Source organism: Neokomagataea thailandica NBRC 106555 (genome assembly GCF_001598495.1).
GTDB lineage: Bacteria > Pseudomonadota > Alphaproteobacteria > Acetobacterales > Acetobacteraceae > Gluconobacter > Gluconobacter thailandicus_A.
Window position 1 is genome coordinate 55027 of sequence record NZ_BCZB01000009.1, and the last position, 19222, is coordinate 74248.

At 55.3% G+C, this 19222-nt stretch carries 16 protein-coding genes; 9 read left to right on the top strand and 7 right to left on the bottom strand.

Annotation, left to right across the window (positions count from 1 at the left end; translation table 11 throughout):
* Window positions 1-59 precede the first annotated feature (59 nt).
* Window positions 60-1832 (bottom strand): chloride channel protein, encoded by a 1773-nt coding sequence (locus tag NTH01S_RS04390; RefSeq protein ID WP_068170005.1) that lies wholly within the window; start codon window positions 1830-1832, stop codon window positions 60-62.
* A 150-nt stretch (window positions 1833-1982) separates the two neighbouring features.
* On the opposite strand from NTH01S_RS04390, the gene NTH01S_RS04395 reads away from it, so the two are divergent.
* The 3 genes from NTH01S_RS04395 (at window position 1983) to NTH01S_RS11565 (ending at window position 5301) form a co-directional block, all read left to right on the top strand.
* The gene (locus NTH01S_RS04395; protein ID WP_068170009.1) at window positions 1983-2765 is read left to right on the top strand and encodes an alpha/beta fold hydrolase; all 783 of its coding nucleotides are present in this window, start codon (window positions 1983-1985) and stop codon (window positions 2763-2765) included.
* 207 nt (window positions 2766-2972) lie between these two features.
* Window positions 2973-4091, top strand: a complete 1119-nt coding sequence (locus NTH01S_RS04400) for an energy transducer TonB (protein WP_068170011.1) — start codon at window positions 2973-2975, stop codon at window positions 4089-4091.
* Window positions 4092-4571: 480 nt separating this feature from the next.
* Window positions 4572-5301 (top strand): IS5 family transposase gene (locus NTH01S_RS11565; protein WP_157070861.1). Its coding sequence is split into 2 segments (ribosomal slippage): window positions 4572-4885 and window positions 4884-5301, totalling 732 coding nucleotides; the frame shifts between segments, so codons are not numbered across the junction.
* A gap of 95 nt (window positions 5302-5396) precedes the next feature.
* Here NTH01S_RS11565 and ubiA read toward each other — a convergent pair.
* The gene (ubiA, locus tag NTH01S_RS04415; RefSeq protein WP_068170147.1) at window positions 5397-6320 is read right to left on the bottom strand and encodes a 4-hydroxybenzoate octaprenyltransferase; all 924 of its coding nucleotides are present in this window, start codon (window positions 6318-6320) and stop codon (window positions 5397-5399) included.
* Between the two features lie 86 nt (window positions 6321-6406).
* Between ubiA and NTH01S_RS04420 the strand changes: the two genes are divergently transcribed.
* From NTH01S_RS04420 to NTH01S_RS04440, 5 genes are all read left to right on the top strand, one after another.
* Window positions 6407-7141 (top strand): 16S rRNA (uracil(1498)-N(3))-methyltransferase, encoded by a 735-nt coding sequence (locus NTH01S_RS04420; protein ID WP_068170023.1) that lies wholly within the window; start codon window positions 6407-6409, stop codon window positions 7139-7141.
* 96 nt (window positions 7142-7237) lie between these two features.
* Window positions 7238-8626 (top strand): glutamate--cysteine ligase, encoded by a 1389-nt coding sequence (locus NTH01S_RS04425; RefSeq protein WP_068170027.1) that lies wholly within the window; start codon window positions 7238-7240, stop codon window positions 8624-8626.
* A gap of 2 nt (window positions 8627-8628) precedes the next feature.
* A complete protein-coding gene (gene mbfA / locus NTH01S_RS04430; protein ID WP_068170030.1) occupies window positions 8629-9585 on the top strand; it encodes an iron exporter MbfA in 957 nt (318 codons plus the stop codon).
* Window positions 9585-10232 (top strand): LolA family protein, encoded by a 648-nt coding sequence (locus NTH01S_RS04435; RefSeq protein WP_068170034.1) that lies wholly within the window; start codon window positions 9585-9587, stop codon window positions 10230-10232. The genes mbfA and NTH01S_RS04435 overlap by 1 nt, the downstream gene beginning before the upstream one ends.
* Before the next feature lie 112 nt (window positions 10233-10344).
* Window positions 10345-11619, top strand: coding sequence for an SLC5/6 family protein (locus NTH01S_RS04440; RefSeq protein ID WP_068170038.1), 1275 nt, complete (start codon window positions 10345-10347; stop codon window positions 11617-11619).
* 327 nt (window positions 11620-11946) lie between these two features.
* On the opposite strand, the gene rsmI is transcribed toward NTH01S_RS04440, so the two are convergent.
* Entirely contained in the window at window positions 11947-12882 is a 936-nt protein-coding gene (gene rsmI, locus NTH01S_RS04445) for a 16S rRNA (cytidine(1402)-2'-O)-methyltransferase (protein ID WP_084366974.1), read from the bottom strand.
* Between rsmI and NTH01S_RS04450 the strand changes: the two genes are divergently transcribed.
* Window positions 12867-14234, top strand: a complete 1368-nt coding sequence (locus NTH01S_RS04450; RefSeq protein WP_245642159.1) for a penicillin-binding protein activator — start codon at window positions 12867-12869, stop codon at window positions 14232-14234. The two genes, rsmI and NTH01S_RS04450, sit on opposite strands and share 16 nt — an antisense overlap.
* A 49-nt stretch (window positions 14235-14283) precedes the next feature.
* Here the strand turns inward: NTH01S_RS04450 and NTH01S_RS04455 are convergent, their stop codons facing one another.
* The 4 genes from NTH01S_RS04455 to NTH01S_RS04470 all read right to left on the bottom strand — a co-directional run bounded on the left by NTH01S_RS04455 (window position 14284) and on the right by NTH01S_RS04470 (window position 18576).
* Window positions 14284-14667: a hypothetical protein gene (locus tag NTH01S_RS04455; protein WP_068170040.1), complete on the bottom strand. Its 384-nt coding sequence runs from the start codon at window positions 14665-14667 to the stop codon at window positions 14284-14286.
* Between the two features lie 164 nt (window positions 14668-14831).
* Window positions 14832-15746, bottom strand: a complete 915-nt coding sequence (locus NTH01S_RS04460) for a lysophospholipid acyltransferase family protein (protein WP_068170042.1) — start codon at window positions 15744-15746, stop codon at window positions 14832-14834.
* Window positions 15743-16714, bottom strand: coding sequence for a tetraacyldisaccharide 4'-kinase (gene lpxK / locus NTH01S_RS04465; protein WP_068170045.1), 972 nt, complete (start codon window positions 16712-16714; stop codon window positions 15743-15745). The genes NTH01S_RS04460 and lpxK overlap by 4 nt, the downstream gene beginning before the upstream one ends.
* Window positions 16711-18576 (bottom strand): glycosyltransferase N-terminal domain-containing protein, encoded by a 1866-nt coding sequence (locus NTH01S_RS04470; protein WP_068170048.1) that lies wholly within the window; start codon window positions 18574-18576, stop codon window positions 16711-16713. The genes lpxK and NTH01S_RS04470 overlap by 4 nt, the downstream gene beginning before the upstream one ends.
* Window positions 18577-19222 lie beyond the last annotated feature (646 nt).

Sequence of the window (19222 nt, forward strand, 5' to 3'; positions counted from 1 at the left end):
TCCTTTGAAAAAAAGTACCAACCCTAGTTTGGAACGTTCCCGCAACACTGCCAAGAGCCTTACGTCGGGAAAGACTCTTCTCCTGCCAAGGACCGCCGACTGCGCTCCAACTCCTCCGCATAACGCCGTAAGGCATGCTGTTCCGTCAGCAACCCAACCACCTTGCGTGAAACAACATCATCTACCACAACCAGCGCATCAGCCTCAGCCTGGGTAAAACGCTCAATCGCCTCGCGCACATTCATCAGAGGCGTCAAAACATCCCCCCCATGCTGCGCCAGAGCCTCTACCGTTTGTCCACGCGCCCCGTCTGCCAAATGCAAATCTGCAATACCCAGAACACCAGCATAACGCCCATCGTCATCCAGCAAAATAACCCGCTGCCCGGACCCCGGAGCGAGTACTTTCTGCGCCCGTGTTACCGATGTACGTAACGGTAAACTCCGTGGAATAGGCCGCATCATACGCCGCACATCCAAAGAGCGTATCCACCCCACATCAACGGCCGAACGGATCGATTCACCACGCAAATGAAAACGCCACGTCGCAAAGCTATATCCAAACAGCCGCCGTACCGTCAGAAGCGATATAATCGCCGCCACAAAGGTAGCGCCGCTGAAAACCGCACTCCCCGTCATTTCCAACGCCAAACACACCATGGTCATCGGGCTTCCAATCACCGCAACAGCCATGGCGCTCATCCCGACCAAAGCTGCAAGGACCATACTGCCCGGTGCCACGCCCAGCGGGGTCAAAAATACCGTGTAAACCGTTCCCGCTAACGTCCCCAAATACAGAGAGGCAAAGAACAACCCACCTCGAAAGCCCGAACCAATACTCAAGGCCGATGCCACAGCTTTTAAGAGCAACAACCCCGCCGCCATACGCGGCGTAAAATCACCAGATAAAACACGACGCATCGCTTCATGCCCGGACGACAGAACCGATGGATGAATCACAGCCAAGCCACTCACCGCCAAGCCACCCAATGCAGGGCGCCCCCAGCCCGGCACAGGCAAACGCCGAAACACCTTCTCCACCTGCGTAACACCGAACATCACCGCAATCGCCGTCAGCGCAGACAGAACACTAATCAACACCACGCCAATACCCGCATTCCAATCCAACGGCCCGATCGACAAAGGCGGCAAGGCCATCGGGTTGTGATGCAAAACATGCGCCACCCCCACACCTGCCAAAGCCGCGGCCGCAACCGGCGGCAGGCTCGCCAATGTGTACGAGCCTATAACCAGTTCGAAGGCATAGAACGCACCGGTCACCGGCGCATTAAACGCAGCACCAATAGCCGCACCCGCACCCGCGCCGACTAAAACGCGCAAATCATCCCGCCGCACACGAAAAGCACGCCCTGCCCAAGACGCACAGGCAGAGCCAATCTGCGTAAACCCGGCCTCCAACCCAATGGATGCACCCGAGCCATTTGATAAAATCGTCTGCCCCACCACCACAAGACTATCCCGCAGTGACATCCGGCCACCGTGCAGCGCATTCGCCTCAATCGGGTCAACAGGCTGCCGTGGCACAAAAACGGCCGCCACAACACCAAATACACCAACCGCCAATCCGCCCAGCGTCAGCGCCAATACCGTCCGCAGAACAGAAAGGTGATCTAACCCCGAAAGATGACCCGTGGGAGCATAAGCCACACCATAAAGCCAGCGATGCAGCATCAGCGTGACCGTTGAAATACCAATCACCCACAAAGCCGCCACACCACCCAAAAGGGCCGATAGCAGCGTGAGCCATATTTCATCAGCCCGCACCCATGAACGCAGCCAAACAGGCGCCAAAAAAGAGCGCGGCTCACGCATAATCGACCCCCAACAGCACTGCTTCCGATCCCCTTCGTACCAAATGGCTTTAGAATACTAGACAAGCACGCCCCTCATGGGCAGGAGTAGTGCTACTGTTTGACGGTTCCCTCGCCATCAATCAACACTTCTCTCAGGTAAGCCGCATCTATGAAACTGCACATCATCGAACGAACCGAAGGTGACACACCCGCAGAAAAACGCCCAGTCATCGTCTTTCTGCACGGCTTGTTCGGACGTGCCCGTAATCTCGGCTTTCTCCAACGCGCCACCGCCAGCAATTTTCGTACCATCGCGCCAGATCTGCGCAATCACGGTGACAGCCCTCATGGCCCCGCATCCTACAGCGCCATGGCCGAAGATGTGCTCGAAACACTCAGCGCGCACCACATTAACCGCTTTGCACTTGTCGGGCACTCCATGGGCGGCAAAGTCGCCATGCATCTCGCACTAAAACACCCAGACCGTGTTAGCCGCCTCCTCGTGGCGGATATGGCTCCTGCCCCCACACGCCACGGTCAAAGCGCTATGATCGAACGCCTCAAAACCCTCACCTTCCCCCCAACGCTAGACCGTAAAGAGGCACTCGCTCTTCTAGACCCCATCACCGGAAGCCGCGCCGTTTCCGAACTCATGGGACAAAATCTTCGCCTAGGCGATCAACCCGGCTGGGCGATTGGATTTGATGAGCTCGCAGATGCCATTACCCATATTGAAGGCTGGGAAGCTCCACAAACCCTCCCTTATGAGGGCCCCACCCTCTTCTTACGCGGCGAACTCTCCCCCTACGTCCAAGAATCCCACCACCCCACGATCCACGCTCTTTTCCCCCAAGCACAGATTGAAACCCTGCCCAATGCCGGACATTGGCTCCATGTAGACCAACCTAAAGGCTTTCTCGCGCAGATGACTCCTTTTCTTTCGGCTCAATAGGCACCAACAAACACACAACAAAACAGGTTTCGGGCTTTCTTGATTCCCCAAGACCTGTCTATGATACCGTGTGATCCGACGTGAATTTTCCGCACGGCCTTCCCAAGGCCGCACAGCAAACCTGACCGTACCAGCACACGTTCAGCCTCTCCCACAACGGGAGAGGCTGGCATCTGGCCGGACGCAACACACACGCCGCAAACCTGCATGATCCGCCGCACCCCACACGCTTCCCAACGCGATGAGCACCAAGAACCCCAGTTCTTTACGGCCCCACGTCTAAGCACGGCCACACCACGCCGTGCAGTCCCAACAACAGGGACACGGGAACGCCTGCGCGATTATGCCGCCCGTAGCACCCCCGTCCGCTCAGTCCTGACTCCGATGGAACGGCGACAAACTTTTGTCGAAGCTGGCCCCCTCGGCCCATTTTGCTTTTCAGCCTTATTGCATGGCGCGCTCTTAACGCTCCTTTTATGGCCGCACCAACAACTCTCCGGCGGCGCAACGGGTGCAGAACCGCAGGTCGAAATGGTTTTTGACCAACCCCCTACCAAACACAGCATGCAAGGCCCACGCTCGCAGGATCAAGGCGGCGGGCAGCCGGCTCAAAACACGCAACCCCCCTCACCACAGCCACCTTCTGAAGCCAATTCAGACAGTGCTGAATCTGCACCATCCACAGTCGTACCCACCCCAGATCAGCCCTCAGCACCACCATTAGAGCAAGATCACTCCGCAGAACTCACCCAAACACCACCAACCACTGCCCCCGTCACACCGGGGCATTCCCCCAGCGCTCAAGCACACACACAGCGCGGCCACCAACATCACCGCCAGACAACATCCAGCAGCACGACCAGTAACCCCTTCGCGCACCCCATGGATCTCAGCTTCAACGAGCAACCCTCACCCCGCCCACGCCATCGCGGCCGCCCCGCAGGCTCCGGCGGCCCGATCGATATGTCCCTTGGGCCACTCAGTATGAACGGGCAAATCAATGCGCCCTTCAAAACCAGAACCTCCATCCGTGGCGTCAGCGAAGACTATGCCGGCGAAATTGACCGCTGGATCAAAGCGCATATTTATTATCCAGAAGAAGCTGCCCGTAACGGCGAAGACGGCGCCACCTCCGTCCATGTCGTCCTAGACCGCTATGGACGCGTCAAAACCGTGCGCCTCATCGGGTCATCAGGCTCATACTCTTTGGATGCGGGCCTCACCAGTACCTTCCAAGGCTCCCATTTGCCGCCTCCACCGCCCGATATGAAGGGCGATCATTTTGAGTTCGACATGACCCTGAATTACATCCTCATCCGTCAATGATCGTACGCACCGCTGACCATTCTCTCTGTCACTACAACCTCTTATCTTGGCCCTATTGCAAAGTTAGGCTCAGGACGCAGATATCCCAGTTGATTAATGTTTCAGATGTTTTAAATGCCGAAATGTCTTTCCATTAAACGCACGTTTCCCATGATGCTCTCCGGGAACTGGAAGAAGTAAGCCTGTGCTTCTTTCATAGCCCGCATGATCTCGAATCCCTGGATAGTCGCATAGGTGCTTTTCAGTATTCTGAAACCATGTACTGGCCAAATCCGTTACTTAATCGTACCGTCATCAGCCTCGATCACGGTGTTCAGATATGTCACCTGCCAGTGCTGCACTGTGCCAGAAAGCTTGCCTTCACATTTTAACTCTTTACATCGCTCTGCCATAGGGCGTGTCGTCAGTTATGGTTTTTACTGACGGTTGTGTTTTTGTTTGCCCGATGCTGTTTGTGCTCTTTTTTGAAAGAGAGGCATTATGGCGCGCCGCTATGGTTTACGCGACCCGCAATGGGAGCGGATCAAAGAGATGCTTCCCGGCCGAGAAGGTCATGTTGGCGGTACGGCTGCGGACAATCGCTTGTTTGTGGAAGCTGTCTTATATCGTTATCGCGCCGGTATTCCGTGGCGTGACCTTCCTGCGCGTTTTGGAGACTGGAAAAACGTGCATCGGCGTCTACGTCGTTGGTGTGAAACTGGCGTGATTGAGCGGATTTTTCATCATCTCTCCACTGATCATGATAATGAATATATGATGATCGACAGCGCGAGTGCCTTAAAAAAAGGGGGCTGATCAGGCCATTGGGCGATCATGCGGTGGATTAACCACAAAGATCCATGCTGTTTGTGATGCTCTCGGCAACCCGGTGGAACTCGAGATCACACAGGGTCAGGACGCTGATATCACGCAAGCAGAACCGTTTTTAGAAAAGATCGACCCCGACGCCTTTATAGCCGACAAGGCTTATGATGCGGATGAGTTGATCAACAGGCTCACAGAGCGCGAGATTACCCCTGTCATTCCGTCTAAAAGCAACCGGAAGGAACTGCGAGACACAGATTTCGCTCTCTATCGAGAACGAAATCTTGTCGAACGTTTCTTCAATAAACTCAAACAGTTCCGAGCCATAGCAACATGCTATGATAAGATGAAATCAACATTCCTCGCAGCCGTGCAGTTCGCATCAATCATCATAATGCTTAACTGACGACACGCCCTAATTGAACGGTCATAGGTCGGTGCCTTGTCTGTATTGATTATCTTGGGTGCATAGCGTTGAATGAGCAACGCTCCGCCGTGGGTTCATAAGAGGCCGAGGCGTCCCAAAATAAAGGCAAGAGCGAAGACCATGCCGATGGGAACGTTTTGCTTGAAAAGCGCTAAGCAGGCCGGAGCATTATGGGGGTTAATGAGCAGAACTTGCCGCATGAGGATGACGGCACTGATGCTGAATAACGCCCAGAAGCCAGCAGAGAGTCCGGCATGCGCTGCGGCGAGGCCGAAGGCAATTAGGGTTATGGTGTAGCAAATGCCAATAAAAAGGCGCGGCCATGCAGCCATGAGACGTGAGGTGGAGCGAACGCCAATGCGTGCATCGTCCTCCATATCTTGGAAGCCGTAAATGGTATCGAAGCCGAGTTGCCAGATGATAACACCTGCGTAGAGCAGGATACCGCTGAGGTCTAAACGCCCACCTGCGGCGGCATAGCCCATCGGGGCACCAAAGCCGAAGGTAAAGCCCATGATGAGTTGTGGCCACCATGTGACGCGTTTGGCGGCGGGGTAAAGAGCCACCAAAACCAGTGCGAGGGGGGCAAGCTCCCAGCATAAAATTGGCAGGCAGAGGAGGATGAGCAACCCGCCAAGGAGCAAGAGGGCGAGCAGAAGCAAGCCTTGTTTGAGAGAGAGGGCACCACTGGCAAGGGGGCGGCCTGCCGTGCGGGCGACTTTGGCGTCAATATCACGGTCCCAGATATCGTTCACGACGCACCCGGCAGAGCGCATGATAAGGGAGCCAATGGCGAAGAGCGCGGTATAGATCAGGCGCGTTGAGAGCGGGGTTGGGCTATTGGCCAAGAAGATACCGAAGACGCCGGGTAAAAAGAGCAGCCAAGTTCCTACTGGGCGGTCAAGTCGTGCCAAGAGGGCATAAGAACGCCATGGATCTGAGAGGCGTCCGATCCAGCCAGAGAGGCGGATATCAGTATGAGGCGTGGCGGTTGTCATATTTTTCTGATGCGCTGGCGGGGGCAGGAGGTCAAGGGGGAGTGATGGTGTTTGCGATAGGGGCGTGAGCGCGCTATCCAGCATATATGAGCCGTGATGCACCCCGTTTATATTGCGCCCCGAATGACGCTCCTTTTGTCGAAGGGGGGAGTGTGACTCTTTTGCCTGGTCAGGCCCATTATTTGGGGTCTGTGATGCGGCAGAGTATTGGGGCGGTTATCCGTCTCTTTAATGCTGTAGATGGAGAATGGGAGGCGGAACTCTCAGCTCTGCGTAAAGATAAAGGGGCCGTGGTTTTCCGGCAGCAGGTGCGTGTCCCGCAGGAGACGAAGGGCGCAATTTTGCTCTTTGCGCCTTTGAAGCGTGACGCAACGGAATTGGTCATTCGTATGGGAACAGAACTCGGCGTCACGCGGTTTTTGCCGGTGATCACGGAGCGAACCAACATGCCGCGCCTTAATTTAGAGCGTTTGTCGTTGATTGCGACGGAAGCCGCAGAGCAATGTGAGCGTTTGGATGTTCCGGAGATTGAAGCGCCGAAGCCTCTTTTGCAGCGTTTGGCCGAGTGGCCGGTAACGGATGCGCTCTATGCGGCGCTGGAGCGCCAGCCGGGAGCCGCTGTGGCGGATGATGTGACGGGGGCTGTCGGGTTGCTCATAGGGCCGGAAGGTGGTTTTTCTCCGGCAGAAATGCAGCGTTTGCAAGCGCATAATGCCGTGCGGGCATTGTCATTAGGGGCCTTGGTATTACGGGCTGATACGGCTGTGTGTGCGGGGTTGTCGCGCTTGGCGGTAAAGGCGCATAAAACGTATATAGAATGACAAAGGGTGACAGCCTCGCCGGACCTGCTACAACAGCGACTGAAAGCAGTTCTGTCATCATCGAACAATCGATCTAGACTATAAGGCCTGAAAGCAATGTCCAACCCCGGCACAACCAATAGCGCACCGATCGAAAACCGTGCGCAGCTCGTCGAGGTTCTGATGCGTGGTAATAAGCCGCAACGTCAGTGGCGCATTGGAACCGAGCATGAAAAATTTGGTTTTGTCCGCCCGGATATGGCGGAGGGCCGCACCCCGTATGCGCCGCCTCCTTATGCGCCACGTGGTATTGGTGCGCTTTTAGAAGCTCTTTCTGGCCCGGATTGGGAGCCTATCCATGATGGAGAGGCTGTTATTGGTCTTAAAGGGGCGAATACCCATAAAGGTTGTTCTATCTCGCTAGAGCCAGCGGGACAGTTTGAGCTTTCAGGCGCACCTTTAGAGACATTACACGAAACGGATCAGGAAATGCGGGCGCATTTTGATCTGATTCGTGGGCCGGTCAAGGAGTTGGGGCTGGGCTTTATTCCGGTTGGCTTCCAACCTTTATGGGGCCGTGGTGATATGCCCTGGGTGCCTAAGAGTCGCTACGCCATTATGCGGCGTTATATGCCGACAGTTGGTGCGTTGGGGCTGGATATGATGACCCGCTCCTCAACGGTGCAGGTTAATCTGGATTTTTCGGATGAAGCGGACATGGCGCGGAAGATGCGCGTGTCTTTGGCGCTTCAGCCTTTGGTCAGTGCACTGATGGCCAATTCGCCTTTCGTGGAAGGGAAGGCGAATGGGTATTTATCCAATCGTTGTCGTATTTGGACGGATACAGATAATGCGCGTGCGGGACAGCCTCCTTTGTTCTTCGCGGATGATTTTTCGTTTGAGCGTTATGTCGACTGGGTTCTTGATGTTCCCATGTATTTCGTCGTGCGGGATGGCAAGAATGTTGATGTTGCAGGGGCATCTTTCCGCCGTTGGTTAGAGAACGGGGAGGTACCGGAAGGTTTGAAAGCCTATGCGGGCCAAACGCCAACGATCGGGGATTTTGAAGATCATTTGACGACGGCATTCCCGGATGTCCGTTTGAAGCAGTTCTTGGAAATGCGCGGTGCGGATGCGGGTTCACCGCAAATGATGGTTGCGCATTCAGCATTGTGGGTTGGCCTATTGTATGACCCCGCGACGTTGGAAGCCGCTGAGTGTTTGGTGCGTGAGTTAGACTGGGGCGTGTATCAGCAATTGCGCGCGGATGTGCCTAAGCTTGCGATGGATGCACCTTTCCCCGGTGGTTTGCGTGCTTTGGCGCGTCGTGTTCTCGCTTTGGCAGAACAGGGTTTACGGGCGCGGGCGCGTGATGAAGCACAGTTCTTGGCCCCATTGCAGGCTATTGCGGATGGTGGGCCCACACAGGCAGAGCATTGGTTGGCGCTTTATAAGGGCGCATGGGGTGGTGATGTGCGCCCAATTTTCCAACACGCGGAGATCTAACGATGCCTCGTCTTTCGGATCTGTCTGAAGCAGAGATCTTGGCACTTGCTATCGCCAGTGAAGAGGAAGACGGGCATATTTACGCAGATTTCGCGGAGATGCTGCGGGAGAATTATCCGGATAGTGCCGCGATTTTTGATGAGATGGCGGCCGAAGAAAGCCAGCATCGTCATGCGTTGATTGATCTTTTTGTACAGCGCTTTGGGCAGCATATTCCTTTGGTGCGCCGTCAGGATGTCCAAGGTTTTCCCGTGCGGAAAACGGCTTGGGCGATGAAAAACCGGGGCATTGAGGCTATTCGCTCACTCGCGGCGGATATGGAACGGCAAAGTGCGTGTTTCTATCGGGAAGCTGCTGCGCGCACGAGTGATGCTGAAATCCGGCGTTTGTTGGGAGATTTGGCCGAGGAAGAAGACCGGCATCAGCGGCATGCACGGTTTTTGGAAGCTGAGCATTTGGATGCTTCCGGGCGGCAACGGGAAGAAGATCATAGCCGCCGGGAGTTTGTACTGCGCGTGGTGCAGCCGGGTCTTGTTGGGCTCATGGATGGTTCTGTATCGACATTAGCGCCAGTGTTTGCGGCAGCATTTGCAACAAAAAATCCGCATGATGCTGTGCTGGTAGGCTTAGCGGCCTCACTCGGGGCTGGGATTTCGATGGGGCTGGCGGAAGGGCTGGCCGATGATGGAAAACTGTCGGGGCGTGGAGCGCCGCTGATACGCGGTTTGATTTGTGGAGCCATGACCTTTGCTGGCGGCATTGGTCATACTTTGCCCTTCCTTGTGCCAGATTTTCACCTTGCTTTTGCTGTAGCGATAGGGGCTGTGCTTATTGAGTTGCTGCTGATTTCGTGGATCCGTTGGCGGTATCAGGATACGCCTTTTGGGTCTGCGTTGGTGCAGGTTTTGCTTGGTGGTGCGCTTGTTTTTGCAACCGGTGTTGTGATCGGTAGTTCGTAATGATGATGTCTCGTTTTATGCGTTTTGCTTATGTGTCTCTGGCGGCTCTGTGCTGTGTTGCTCCTATGGGGGTGGCTCTGGCGCAGGGAGTGCCTGCGGTTTTGCGTCCAGCGGATCGTGGCTGGATTGACCGTATTCAGGATACGTTGAGCGGTTTGAGCACGTTGCAGGCACGTTTTGCCCAGACGGCGCCCGATGGTGCCGTGACACATGGCACGGCGTCTTTGGCGCGGAGTGCTGGGCAGCCGGGGCGCATGCGTTTTGATTATGATGCGCCAAGCCCACTTTTGTTGGTGGGGAATGACGGTAAGCTCGTGTTCCAAGATCGGAGTATTGATCAGGTCACGACCATGCCGTTGGAGCGCACGCCTCTTGGTTTGTTGTTACGTCCGAACCCGAAGCTTTCTGGAGACGTGACGGTTACGCATTTTGTACATGAGCACGGGCAGGTGGATGTAGCCTTGGTCCGCACGGCGGAGCCAAGTGGAGGAACGCTGACCTTGCATTTTAGTGACCAGCCTTTGGCGCTACAGGGTTGGACCGTTGTGGATGCACAGGGGCGTGAGACGAAGATTGCACTTTCGGATGTGAAGCTCGGTTTATCGCTTGCACCGTCGTTATTTGTGCTGCCACGTTCTTCAGATTAATACAAAATAAAATCGTTCTTTATGTAAAAAACAAAAAATACTAGTTTATCCCTTCATAAAGCGCGCCTCACGCAGGAAACCATGAGGTCCGGCTTCATGGGGAGATATTTTTATGTGTTCGCAAACAGCGCCATCGCAGAGTGGTGGGCAGTCCGTCCGCTTTGATGGAACGGATATTGGCTGGACGATTATAAGCATTGGCATGGCAATCGGTGCTGGCATTGTGTTCTTGCCAGTGCAGGTTGGGCTCGTGGGCATTTGGGTGTTTTTACTGTCTTCGGCCATTGGTTATCCGGGGATGTATTTATTCCAGAGGCTTTTCATCAACACGCTTGCTTCTGCGCGTGAGAGCCAGACCTACCCGGATATGATTGCCAGTTATTTGGGCCGTGGGTGGGGGCGTGCGCTCGGTGTTTTATATTTTGTGATGATTACGATTTGGCTGTTGGTGTATGCGACGGCCATTACTAATGACAGTGCGTCTTACCTACGTAGTTTTGGCATTACGCATGAATTGCTGTCGCATTATGCGTGGTATCCGTTGGTTTTGATGTTTGCTCTGGTGGGTATTGCCTCACGGGGAGAGAAAACCTTGTTTAAGGTATCTACTCTGCTTGTGTGCACGAAGCTCTGCATTATCGCCGTTTTGGGTTTCTTGATGATTTCCCGATGGAATTTGGGTAATATAGGGGCTGTACCACCGGTTGGGACTTTGATTGGGCAAAGTGTGATTACATTGCCTTTTACGCTGACCTCGATTTTGTTTTTGCAGACGTTAAGCCCAATGGTGGTATTTTACCGGGCGCAGGAACAATCACCAGAAGTGGCGCGGTATAAAGCCTTACGGGTGATGAATATCGCATTTGCTATTTTGTTTGTTGTTGTCTTTTTCTATGCGGTATCGTTTTCATTAGCGATGAGCCATGCAGATGCTGTGGCGGCTTATAAGCAAAATATCTCGGCATTGGCGATTAGCGCACAGGTTTTTGGTGGAAGCTGGGCGACGTATATCGGCGTTGTGCTGAATATATTTGCCGTCATGACGGCATTTTTTGGCGTATATTTAGGCTTTAAAGAAGCATGCCAAGGACTTTTTACGTCTATTGCCTCGAAGTGGCTGACTGAGCAGCGTATTCAGCCGAATGTTTTAGCCACGGGGATTGCATTACTTGCTGTTGCTTTGGCCTATGGAGCTATTGTTGCGAACTTGCCTGTCTTGTCTTTTACGGCGGTATGTAGCCCGATTTTTGGTTTGATTGGCTGTTTAATTCCCGCATGGCTGGTGGTGAAAACGCCTTCCTTGGTGCGCTATCGTGGGGTCAGCCTGTACTTTATTGTGGGTGTTGGTGTCCTGCTGGTTGTGTCTCCGTTCTTGTCGCTTCTGTGAGGTGATGTTTGGTGTTCTTTTGGTCAGAAAGAACCGAGAAGCGTGTGAGTGTTTGGCGGCTGCGATTTTGATGGTGCATTGTTCTCATACAAATGCTCCATTAAAATTTTACGGCCATGTCTCGAATGAATGTGCGGCATGACCGTTTGAAGGGACAATTTTTCGCGTAAGTGACTGGTTTTTCGATCATAGCCGCCCATTTTGGGCAATGGCTTGCTGAGTGGGGAAGGGTGCCAAATCCTTGCCGGGGACCTAGCGGCCCTCGTTAATAGTACTCTTTGCACATATTTGCGGTAATGATCGAAGCAAAAGAGGGGCGTGTTGGCTTTACCCCTCGCGGGAGAGTTCTAGGGCGCGGCTATAGACGGTGCGTTTTGGGAGTTTGACCATGCCTGCGACTAAAGAGGCGGCGTCTTTGACCGAGTGCTGTTGAAGAGCTTCACGTAGCAAAGTGTCGAGGTCAGCAGCGCCGGTATCGGTCTCAGGGGCGGGGCCAATCAGGAGGGTGATTTCACCGCGTGGTGCATGTTGTAAGAAATGCTCATGCACGGATTGTAGGGTGCCGCGCACCATTTCTTCAAAGCGTTTCGTCAGTTCGCGGCCGACGGCGGCTTCACGTTCTGGTCCGAAGACGCTGATAAGGTCGGCCAAAGAGGCGATAAGGCGGTGTGGGGCCTCATACCAAATCAGGGTGGAGCGTAGCCCGGCCTGTTCTGCGGCGCGTAGGGCGGAGAAGGTGCCGGTTCGTGCTTCACTCTTAGGGGGAGGAAAGCCAAGGAAGGTGAAGGGATGCGGGGGGAGGCCTGACAAGGTCAGTGCGGTGATAACGGCATTGGGGCCGGGTGTGGTGCTGACAGGAATCTGGGCATCAATGGCGGCACGGACGAGGCGGAATCCGGGATCGGAGACGAGAGGGGTTCCGGCATCAGAAACCACAGCGAAGCGAGCGCCTGCCTGGAGCTTTTCCAGAAGAAACGGAATCTTCTCTGCTTCGTTATGATCGTGCAGTGTATAGGTTGGTGTGGTGATGCCGTGTGCGGTGAGCAGTTTTGCCGTGACGCGTGTGTCTTCGCACAGTATGGCTTCAACACTGCGCAGGGCCTCAATCGCTCTGGCGCTGATATCGCCAAGGTTGCCGATTGGGGTTGCCACTAATATCAGGGAGCCTCCCCCAGCCGGGTTGGCCTCGGTGAGAGGGGTGTTCGATGATGATACGGCCACCTCGCCTAAGGGAGTTTCAGCAGACCATGATTGCTCGGACATCTGTATCCTCGACCAAGACGTGCAAAGTGTCTTTGCAGGAAAAAAAGCGTTCCTGCTTAGACCCTGTAGGGGCGGGTATGCCAAGGCATTTTCGTACAGTAGTGGCACTTAGTGCGGTTTTTGGCCTGGCGGCATGTGCGAATAATGGTGGGGAGGCCCCTATTCCCGGTGCTCAAACAACGCCCATAATAGGACAGCCCAAGGCGCCAAGTGTCGGGTTGGTTTTACCATTGAGTGGCCGTTTTGGCGCTGTCGGGCAACGTATGCGTGATGCTGCGAAGCTTGCGCTCTCATCCTCTGGGGCACCTGCTTTGGATGTGCAGGACAGTAATGGTGTGGGCGGAGCTGCTTTTGCTGCACAAACGGCGTTGTCTCATGGGGATGCATTGTTGCTGGGGCCTTTGACCTCGGCGGACACTGCGGCTGTGGCTCCTGTGGCTGCGCAAGCCGGCAAGCCCGTACTGGCCTTTACGAGTGATTCGACGCAAGCGCGACCGGGTGTCTGGGTGATGGGTTTGACGCCGGAGCAGCAGGTGCGTCGTATGGTTGATGCTGCCCGGGCGACAGGACGAAAACGTTTTGCGGCTTTTTTGCCCGATAATCCTCTGGGTCATGCGATGGCCGATGGTTTAAAAATGGCGTGCCATGACGCTTCCTTGAATGAGCCGCAGATTGTTTTTCATACGTCGGATGCGGCAAACATTCAGGAGGGCTTGAAAGGCTTGTCGGGTATTGCCGCACGGCAGCCAAGTGCGCCGGTTGTGCCTGTAGTGGATGGCCCATCAGCGATTGACCCGACGGCGGCTGGCGGGGCTTCTGTCTCCAGTCCCGTAGCGCCCGGTCCTGTAGCGCCGTCTGCTACACCGTCATTTGCTCCGCCGCCGTTTGATGCTCTTTTATTGGGAGATACAGGGTTAGAGCTGGCTCAAGTGATTTCCGCGCTACAAGATGATCATATTGATGCATCTCAGGTGCAGATTATGGGACCGGCTTTGTGGAAAGCATTTGATACGAAGTTGGGAGCGCTGCATGGGGCGTGGTTTGCTGCGCCGGATGCTCGTGACCGTAACGGGTATATTGCACGGTATAAAGCAGTGTACGGTCAGCCCCCATCGCCTGTGACCGATTTTGCGTATGATGCTGCTGCGTTGGCGAACGTTGTTGCGCGTACGGGTACGGTGGATAGTGCTGCTTTGATACGGGGAAATGGTTTTATGGGGGTGGATGGGTTGTTCCGCTTGCGCCCTGATGGCCATGTGAGCCGAAATCTGGCGGTGTTTCAGATCCGGCAGGTGGGTGGCTCATCAATTGTTGTCCCAGCATCACGGGACGTTGCATTGCGTCCTTCGTGAGAAGGACGTCTTGTTGCGCCGTCGTATGAGAGTGACGGCGCAGCAGGGTTTATGCTGCGTAAATGGTGGCTGTTGGCAGGACGGGGCGGATTGTATTGAGCGCGGCTTCAAAGCTGGCGTAGCTGCCCAATTTATGCTCACGGAGTTGGTCAATGAGAACCCAGCTCATTCCTTGTGGGCGAAGCATATAAGCGGGTTGTGGGTTTTCACGGACCCATACGAGGATGTGCTCAATGGCTGAATTGTCGTGGGTATCACCTTGATGCATTGTTGTCGTAATTTCAGCATCGAAAAGGCCCATGCGCAGTCCGGCCTCTAACCAGCGTGAAAGATATTCACGGTGGCGCGGTAGGACGCCTTGACGCAGAGGGACGATGTTGGAGCATCTGGCAACCTGCTGTGAGACGTGCTGGGAAGTTGCCTGTTGTGGCATCAGGGAAACCCTCCGCGATCTGGGAAAAAAGCCCGGTTAAAAACTGATATGTGCAAGCTAAGGGCCTAAAACGCCTTTTCACAACAGGAAACTTCATAAAAGTGCCTTATGGCGCAACAAACATTCATTGGTGTGGCAATTCTGCCATGCGTTAAATGCATGGCTCAGGGGGGTGTTGCAACCTGACGGTAGAGCGCTTTGTCCCAGCGACGGTGTAATAAGAGCCACGCGCCCGGTTTTGCGCGGATCCAGCTCTCAAGGCGGTCGTTTAAGGTTTGGGTGAGAGCCTGGACGTCATGTTGGCGGTTATCCGTTATCGTTGGGCTAAAAGGGCGATCTACGACGAGGACGAGTCGAGCGGGGCCATCACGGCGAACATGACCAGTGACAATGAGGGCGTTATGGCGCAGGGCAAAGACAGCCGCAGCAGAGGCTGTCATGGCGGGGCGGCCAAAGAGCTGAGCCTCAATCCCGTCATTCATTTTTTGGTCACCTAAGATCCCGAGATGTCCGCCTTGAGACAGGTGGCGCAGAGCACTGCGTGCGCCTTTGGCTCCTTTGGGGAACATTAGGGCTTCTTGTGTCATGGTGCTTTGGCGCAGATCACGGATGAGTTGATCAACCAAGGGGTTACTGGCGGCGCGGTAAAACGAGGCAAAGGGCAGGCCGTAATGTGCAACGGCGGGAGGCATGAGTTCCCAATTACCAATATGGCCGGAAAAGAAGATGACGGGTCGTCCGCTTTCGCGTGCGGTGATGAGGTGCTCTTCGCCCTCGACGGACCAAGCCGCACCATCGGGGGCTTTATGGGGGAGTTGGCCGATATGCGGGAGTTCAGCGATGGTGCGGCCGAGATTATCCCAGCATTCACGGATAATATGGCGGCGTTTCTTGGCGTTATATTCGGGGAAGGCAAGTTGTAAGTTGCGGTCTGCAATGCGTGAAACAGGAATAAGTGGGCCGAAGAGACGGGCTACGGCCCCGCCAAGCTGAGAGGCTGTGATGGGGGGAAGGTGGCGGAGTGCACAGAGAAGGCCCCGCAAAACGATAAATTCAGCGCGCTGTAGAAGCTGTTTCATGCAAAAAGTTGGTCCAAAATGTGGTCAGGGGCGGTTGGGTCTTCCCATAAGACATCGACGCTAATGATGACGGTGTGAGCGCGGAAGGTAGGCGGGAGTTTGACCGCATCTTTCGCCGTTGTGACGAGGGTGGTGTTTGCTTCTAGGCGCAGAGCATCTAAGCGTTGGATGTCTCGTGGTGTATAATTGTGGTGGTCTGGGAAGCTGAGGGTGCGGACGGGTTCTATGCCGGCCTCTCGGAGCATTGTGAAAAATTTTTCGGGGCGGCCAATGCCTGCAAAGGCGATGACGCGGACGCCTTGAAGGCGGCGGATTTCGGGGCCGGGAATGAAGCGCGCTTGTAAAATGGGAAGGGAGGTTAAGCGGTGGATGTGCCGTCGGTCATCGCCGATGAGGATGATGGCGTGGGCGCGTGCGAAGGCGTTTTCGAGTGATTCACGCAAGGGGCCAGAGGGCAGGACTCTTTGATTGCCGAACCCGCTCGCGCCATCGACGATTAAAAGGGAGAGGGTTTTATTCAATGTTGTGTTTTGGAAGCCATCATCCATGACGAGGCAATCTGCGCCCTCACTGACGGCAAGTTGTGCTGTGTTGCCACGATTGGCGCCAATCCATGTGGGGGCGCAGGCGGAAAGCAACATGGGCTCATCCCCCACGTCTCGCGCGGTGTAGCGGCTTGGGTTCACGGCGAGGGGGCCGTGTTGTTTGCCGCCATGACCTCGGCTCAGAATATGGGGGGTGTGGCCGCGTGCCTGTAAGCGGCGGACGAAATCTAGGGTGAGGGGGGTTTTCCCCGTACCGCCGGTGGTGGCGTTGCCGCAGCATAAGACGGGTACAGAGGCATGATAGCCGGGTTGGGTGCTGCGCTGTTGTGCAATACGGCTGACGACGGCACTCACGGGGGTGAGGGCGCGTGCGGCAAGGTGGGGTGTTTCAGACGTCCAGAAGCGGGGGGGGCGTAACCTCATCGCTCCAAACTCTCCAGAATTGTGGCAGTTAATGTGTTGACGATATGGGCTTCAGGAACGGGTGTTGTGGTCTTCGTGTTCGGCCGATTAAGCCACTGGGCTAAGCTGTCAGTATTTTCGACTGTCTGCAATGTTTCCGCAAGTTGTGTGACGGCTTCGCGCCAATTTGTCATATGAGGGCCCGTTGCGGTGGGGACACCAAGACGTAAGGGTTCAAAAGGATTATGTCCTCCGCCAGGGGCAATAAGAGAGTGCCCGAGGAAGCACGAATCTGCGAGGCGGTAAAAAAGTCCTAACTCTCCGAGCGTATCCGCGAGGAAGACGGGCATTGTGGCGTTCGGGTCTTGGCCGGATTGGCGGCTGGGCAGGTTGAAGCGGGCTTTGAGTTCTGGGCCTCGGTTCGGATGTCGGGGGACGAGAATAGTGAGCAGGGTAGGCTGTTTTTGGCGTGCTTTTTCTGCGGCTTGGAGGATGAGTTCTTCTTCCCCCGGATGGGTTGAGGCTGCGACGAAAACAGGGCGTTGGCCGATCAGGGTGCGGAGGCGTGTGAGTTCTGCGGGGTTATGAGGCAGTGGTGCAGCGTCTCGTTTGAGATCCCCATGATTATAGACGGTTTTTACGCCGAGGGAGCGGAAATGGGCAGCATCTTCTGCGCCGCGTGCGGCGACCCATGTAAGGCGTGAGAAGAGGCTATGAATGAAGGGGCGGAAGCGCTGCCATCGGCGCGCAGAGCGGTCTGACAGGCGGCCATTGACGACCATAATGGGAATGTGGCGGCGTGATAACTCTGTGATGATGCCGGGCCAGAGCTCACTCTCTACGAAGACTGCCCCTTGAGGGGACCAGCGCTTGAGAAAGCGTTTGATCCAGCGTGGGACATCATGGGGGATGAATTGGTGGGTTACGCGCGTGTTCATGGCGGGGTGTTGCGCCATAATGTGACTGCCGGTTACGGTTGCGGTTGTAAAGAGCACATGCAGTGTTGGGTCTTGGGCGAGTAAGGCGTCAAGCAAAGGGCGTGCGCAGAGGGTTTCACCGACGCTGGCGGCGTGGATCCATAAGGTACGCCGTGCGCGTGCGGTACGGCGTGTGAGGCCCATGCGTTCACGTAACCGGTCTGGAAGTTCTTTGCCTCGACGCAGGCGAAGGCGCGTCATGATCGTGATGGCGGGGGCGAGTGCCGTGCCGATACCGCCCCAGAGCTGTTCAATGATCGTGCGCCGGGTGTGTGCGCGTTGTGTCTCAGCCTGACTGTTTGCGTCAGTCAGGGCTGTTCGTAGGGTGGCAGCATCAGGGCGGAGGATGGGCGTTCTGGGTGCGATGACGCCGCGCCCAAAAGGCAGGGGAAGGCGGAGGCGGTCCCATGATGGGAGATGTATGCTTGTGCAATCCATGCCAACGGGAATCAGAGGGCGGCGTGCAATGCGGGAGAGGGCTTCTGCGCCGGGCTGGATGCTTTCGGCCGGGCCGCGTGGTCCATCTGGCGTGATGCCGATATGCCCACCTTCGTTGATGATGCGTAATGCGGTGCGCAGTGCGGTTGCGCCGCCTTTATCTTTGCCGCGTCGCGCCGTGGAGCCATGAATGGCGGTGATGTTCCACGGGCGGATAGCATCAGCGATGAGGCGGCCATCGGCATTGCGGGAGATGAAAGCGTAGAGGCGCAGACTTGGCTCACGGCGGCGTGCCCAGAACCATAAGGCGGGGGCGAGTGTGAGGTGGCGGTGCCAAAAGGCTACGACATAACCGGCCTGGGGCTGTGTGATGGCAGCACGGCCCGCAGGTGTGCCGGTGATCTGCCACCGTGTGGTGCGCAGACAGAACCCAAGCCAGAGATGAATGGCATGCGCTGCAAGTGTCATGCTGCCTCCGGTAGCACGGACGGAGCTGTGCGGCAAAAATGGAGAGAGGGCGGTGTGGAGTGTTTTTTTTAAGGAGGCTTAGGGAGGCGTGGTTAGGAGTATTGAGGTATAAAAAGTATTATGGTTTTTTGAAAAATAAAATAATCAGAGACATATTTTCGCTCCGCCCTCACATTGGGCGGATTTTTCATATAAGTGAGGGGCAACAAAGATCCTTATAGTGTTGTGGAGCCCAATAGCGTGCCGGACGCCAGCCCTTCTTCGTTGCAGTCTCGCGTCAATTTAACCGATGATTTGTCGCGTGTGAAAAGAGAACGACAACAGAGTTACTCGGCTCAAGCCGGGTCACGTTTGAGGCGCATTGTTCATCGTTTACGACATATGAAAGCTCGACACTCTTGGGGCAGTTTGCCTTTTTATATTGTCCGGCGGGTCATCCGTATGGCTGTGATGAGGGTGTTAGGAACGAGAAAAGCTTCTGGTGTTCTTGCTGATCTTCAGGGATTACAGGCGCAACGAGATATAAATGCACTGGCATTGGACGTATTAAAACAGATTAAATACGGCGGAATCGATAGTATTCATGTGTATTCTGTTTACATAACGGGTGGTCTAGGTGATGCGCTTATGTGCTCCCGTATGGTTA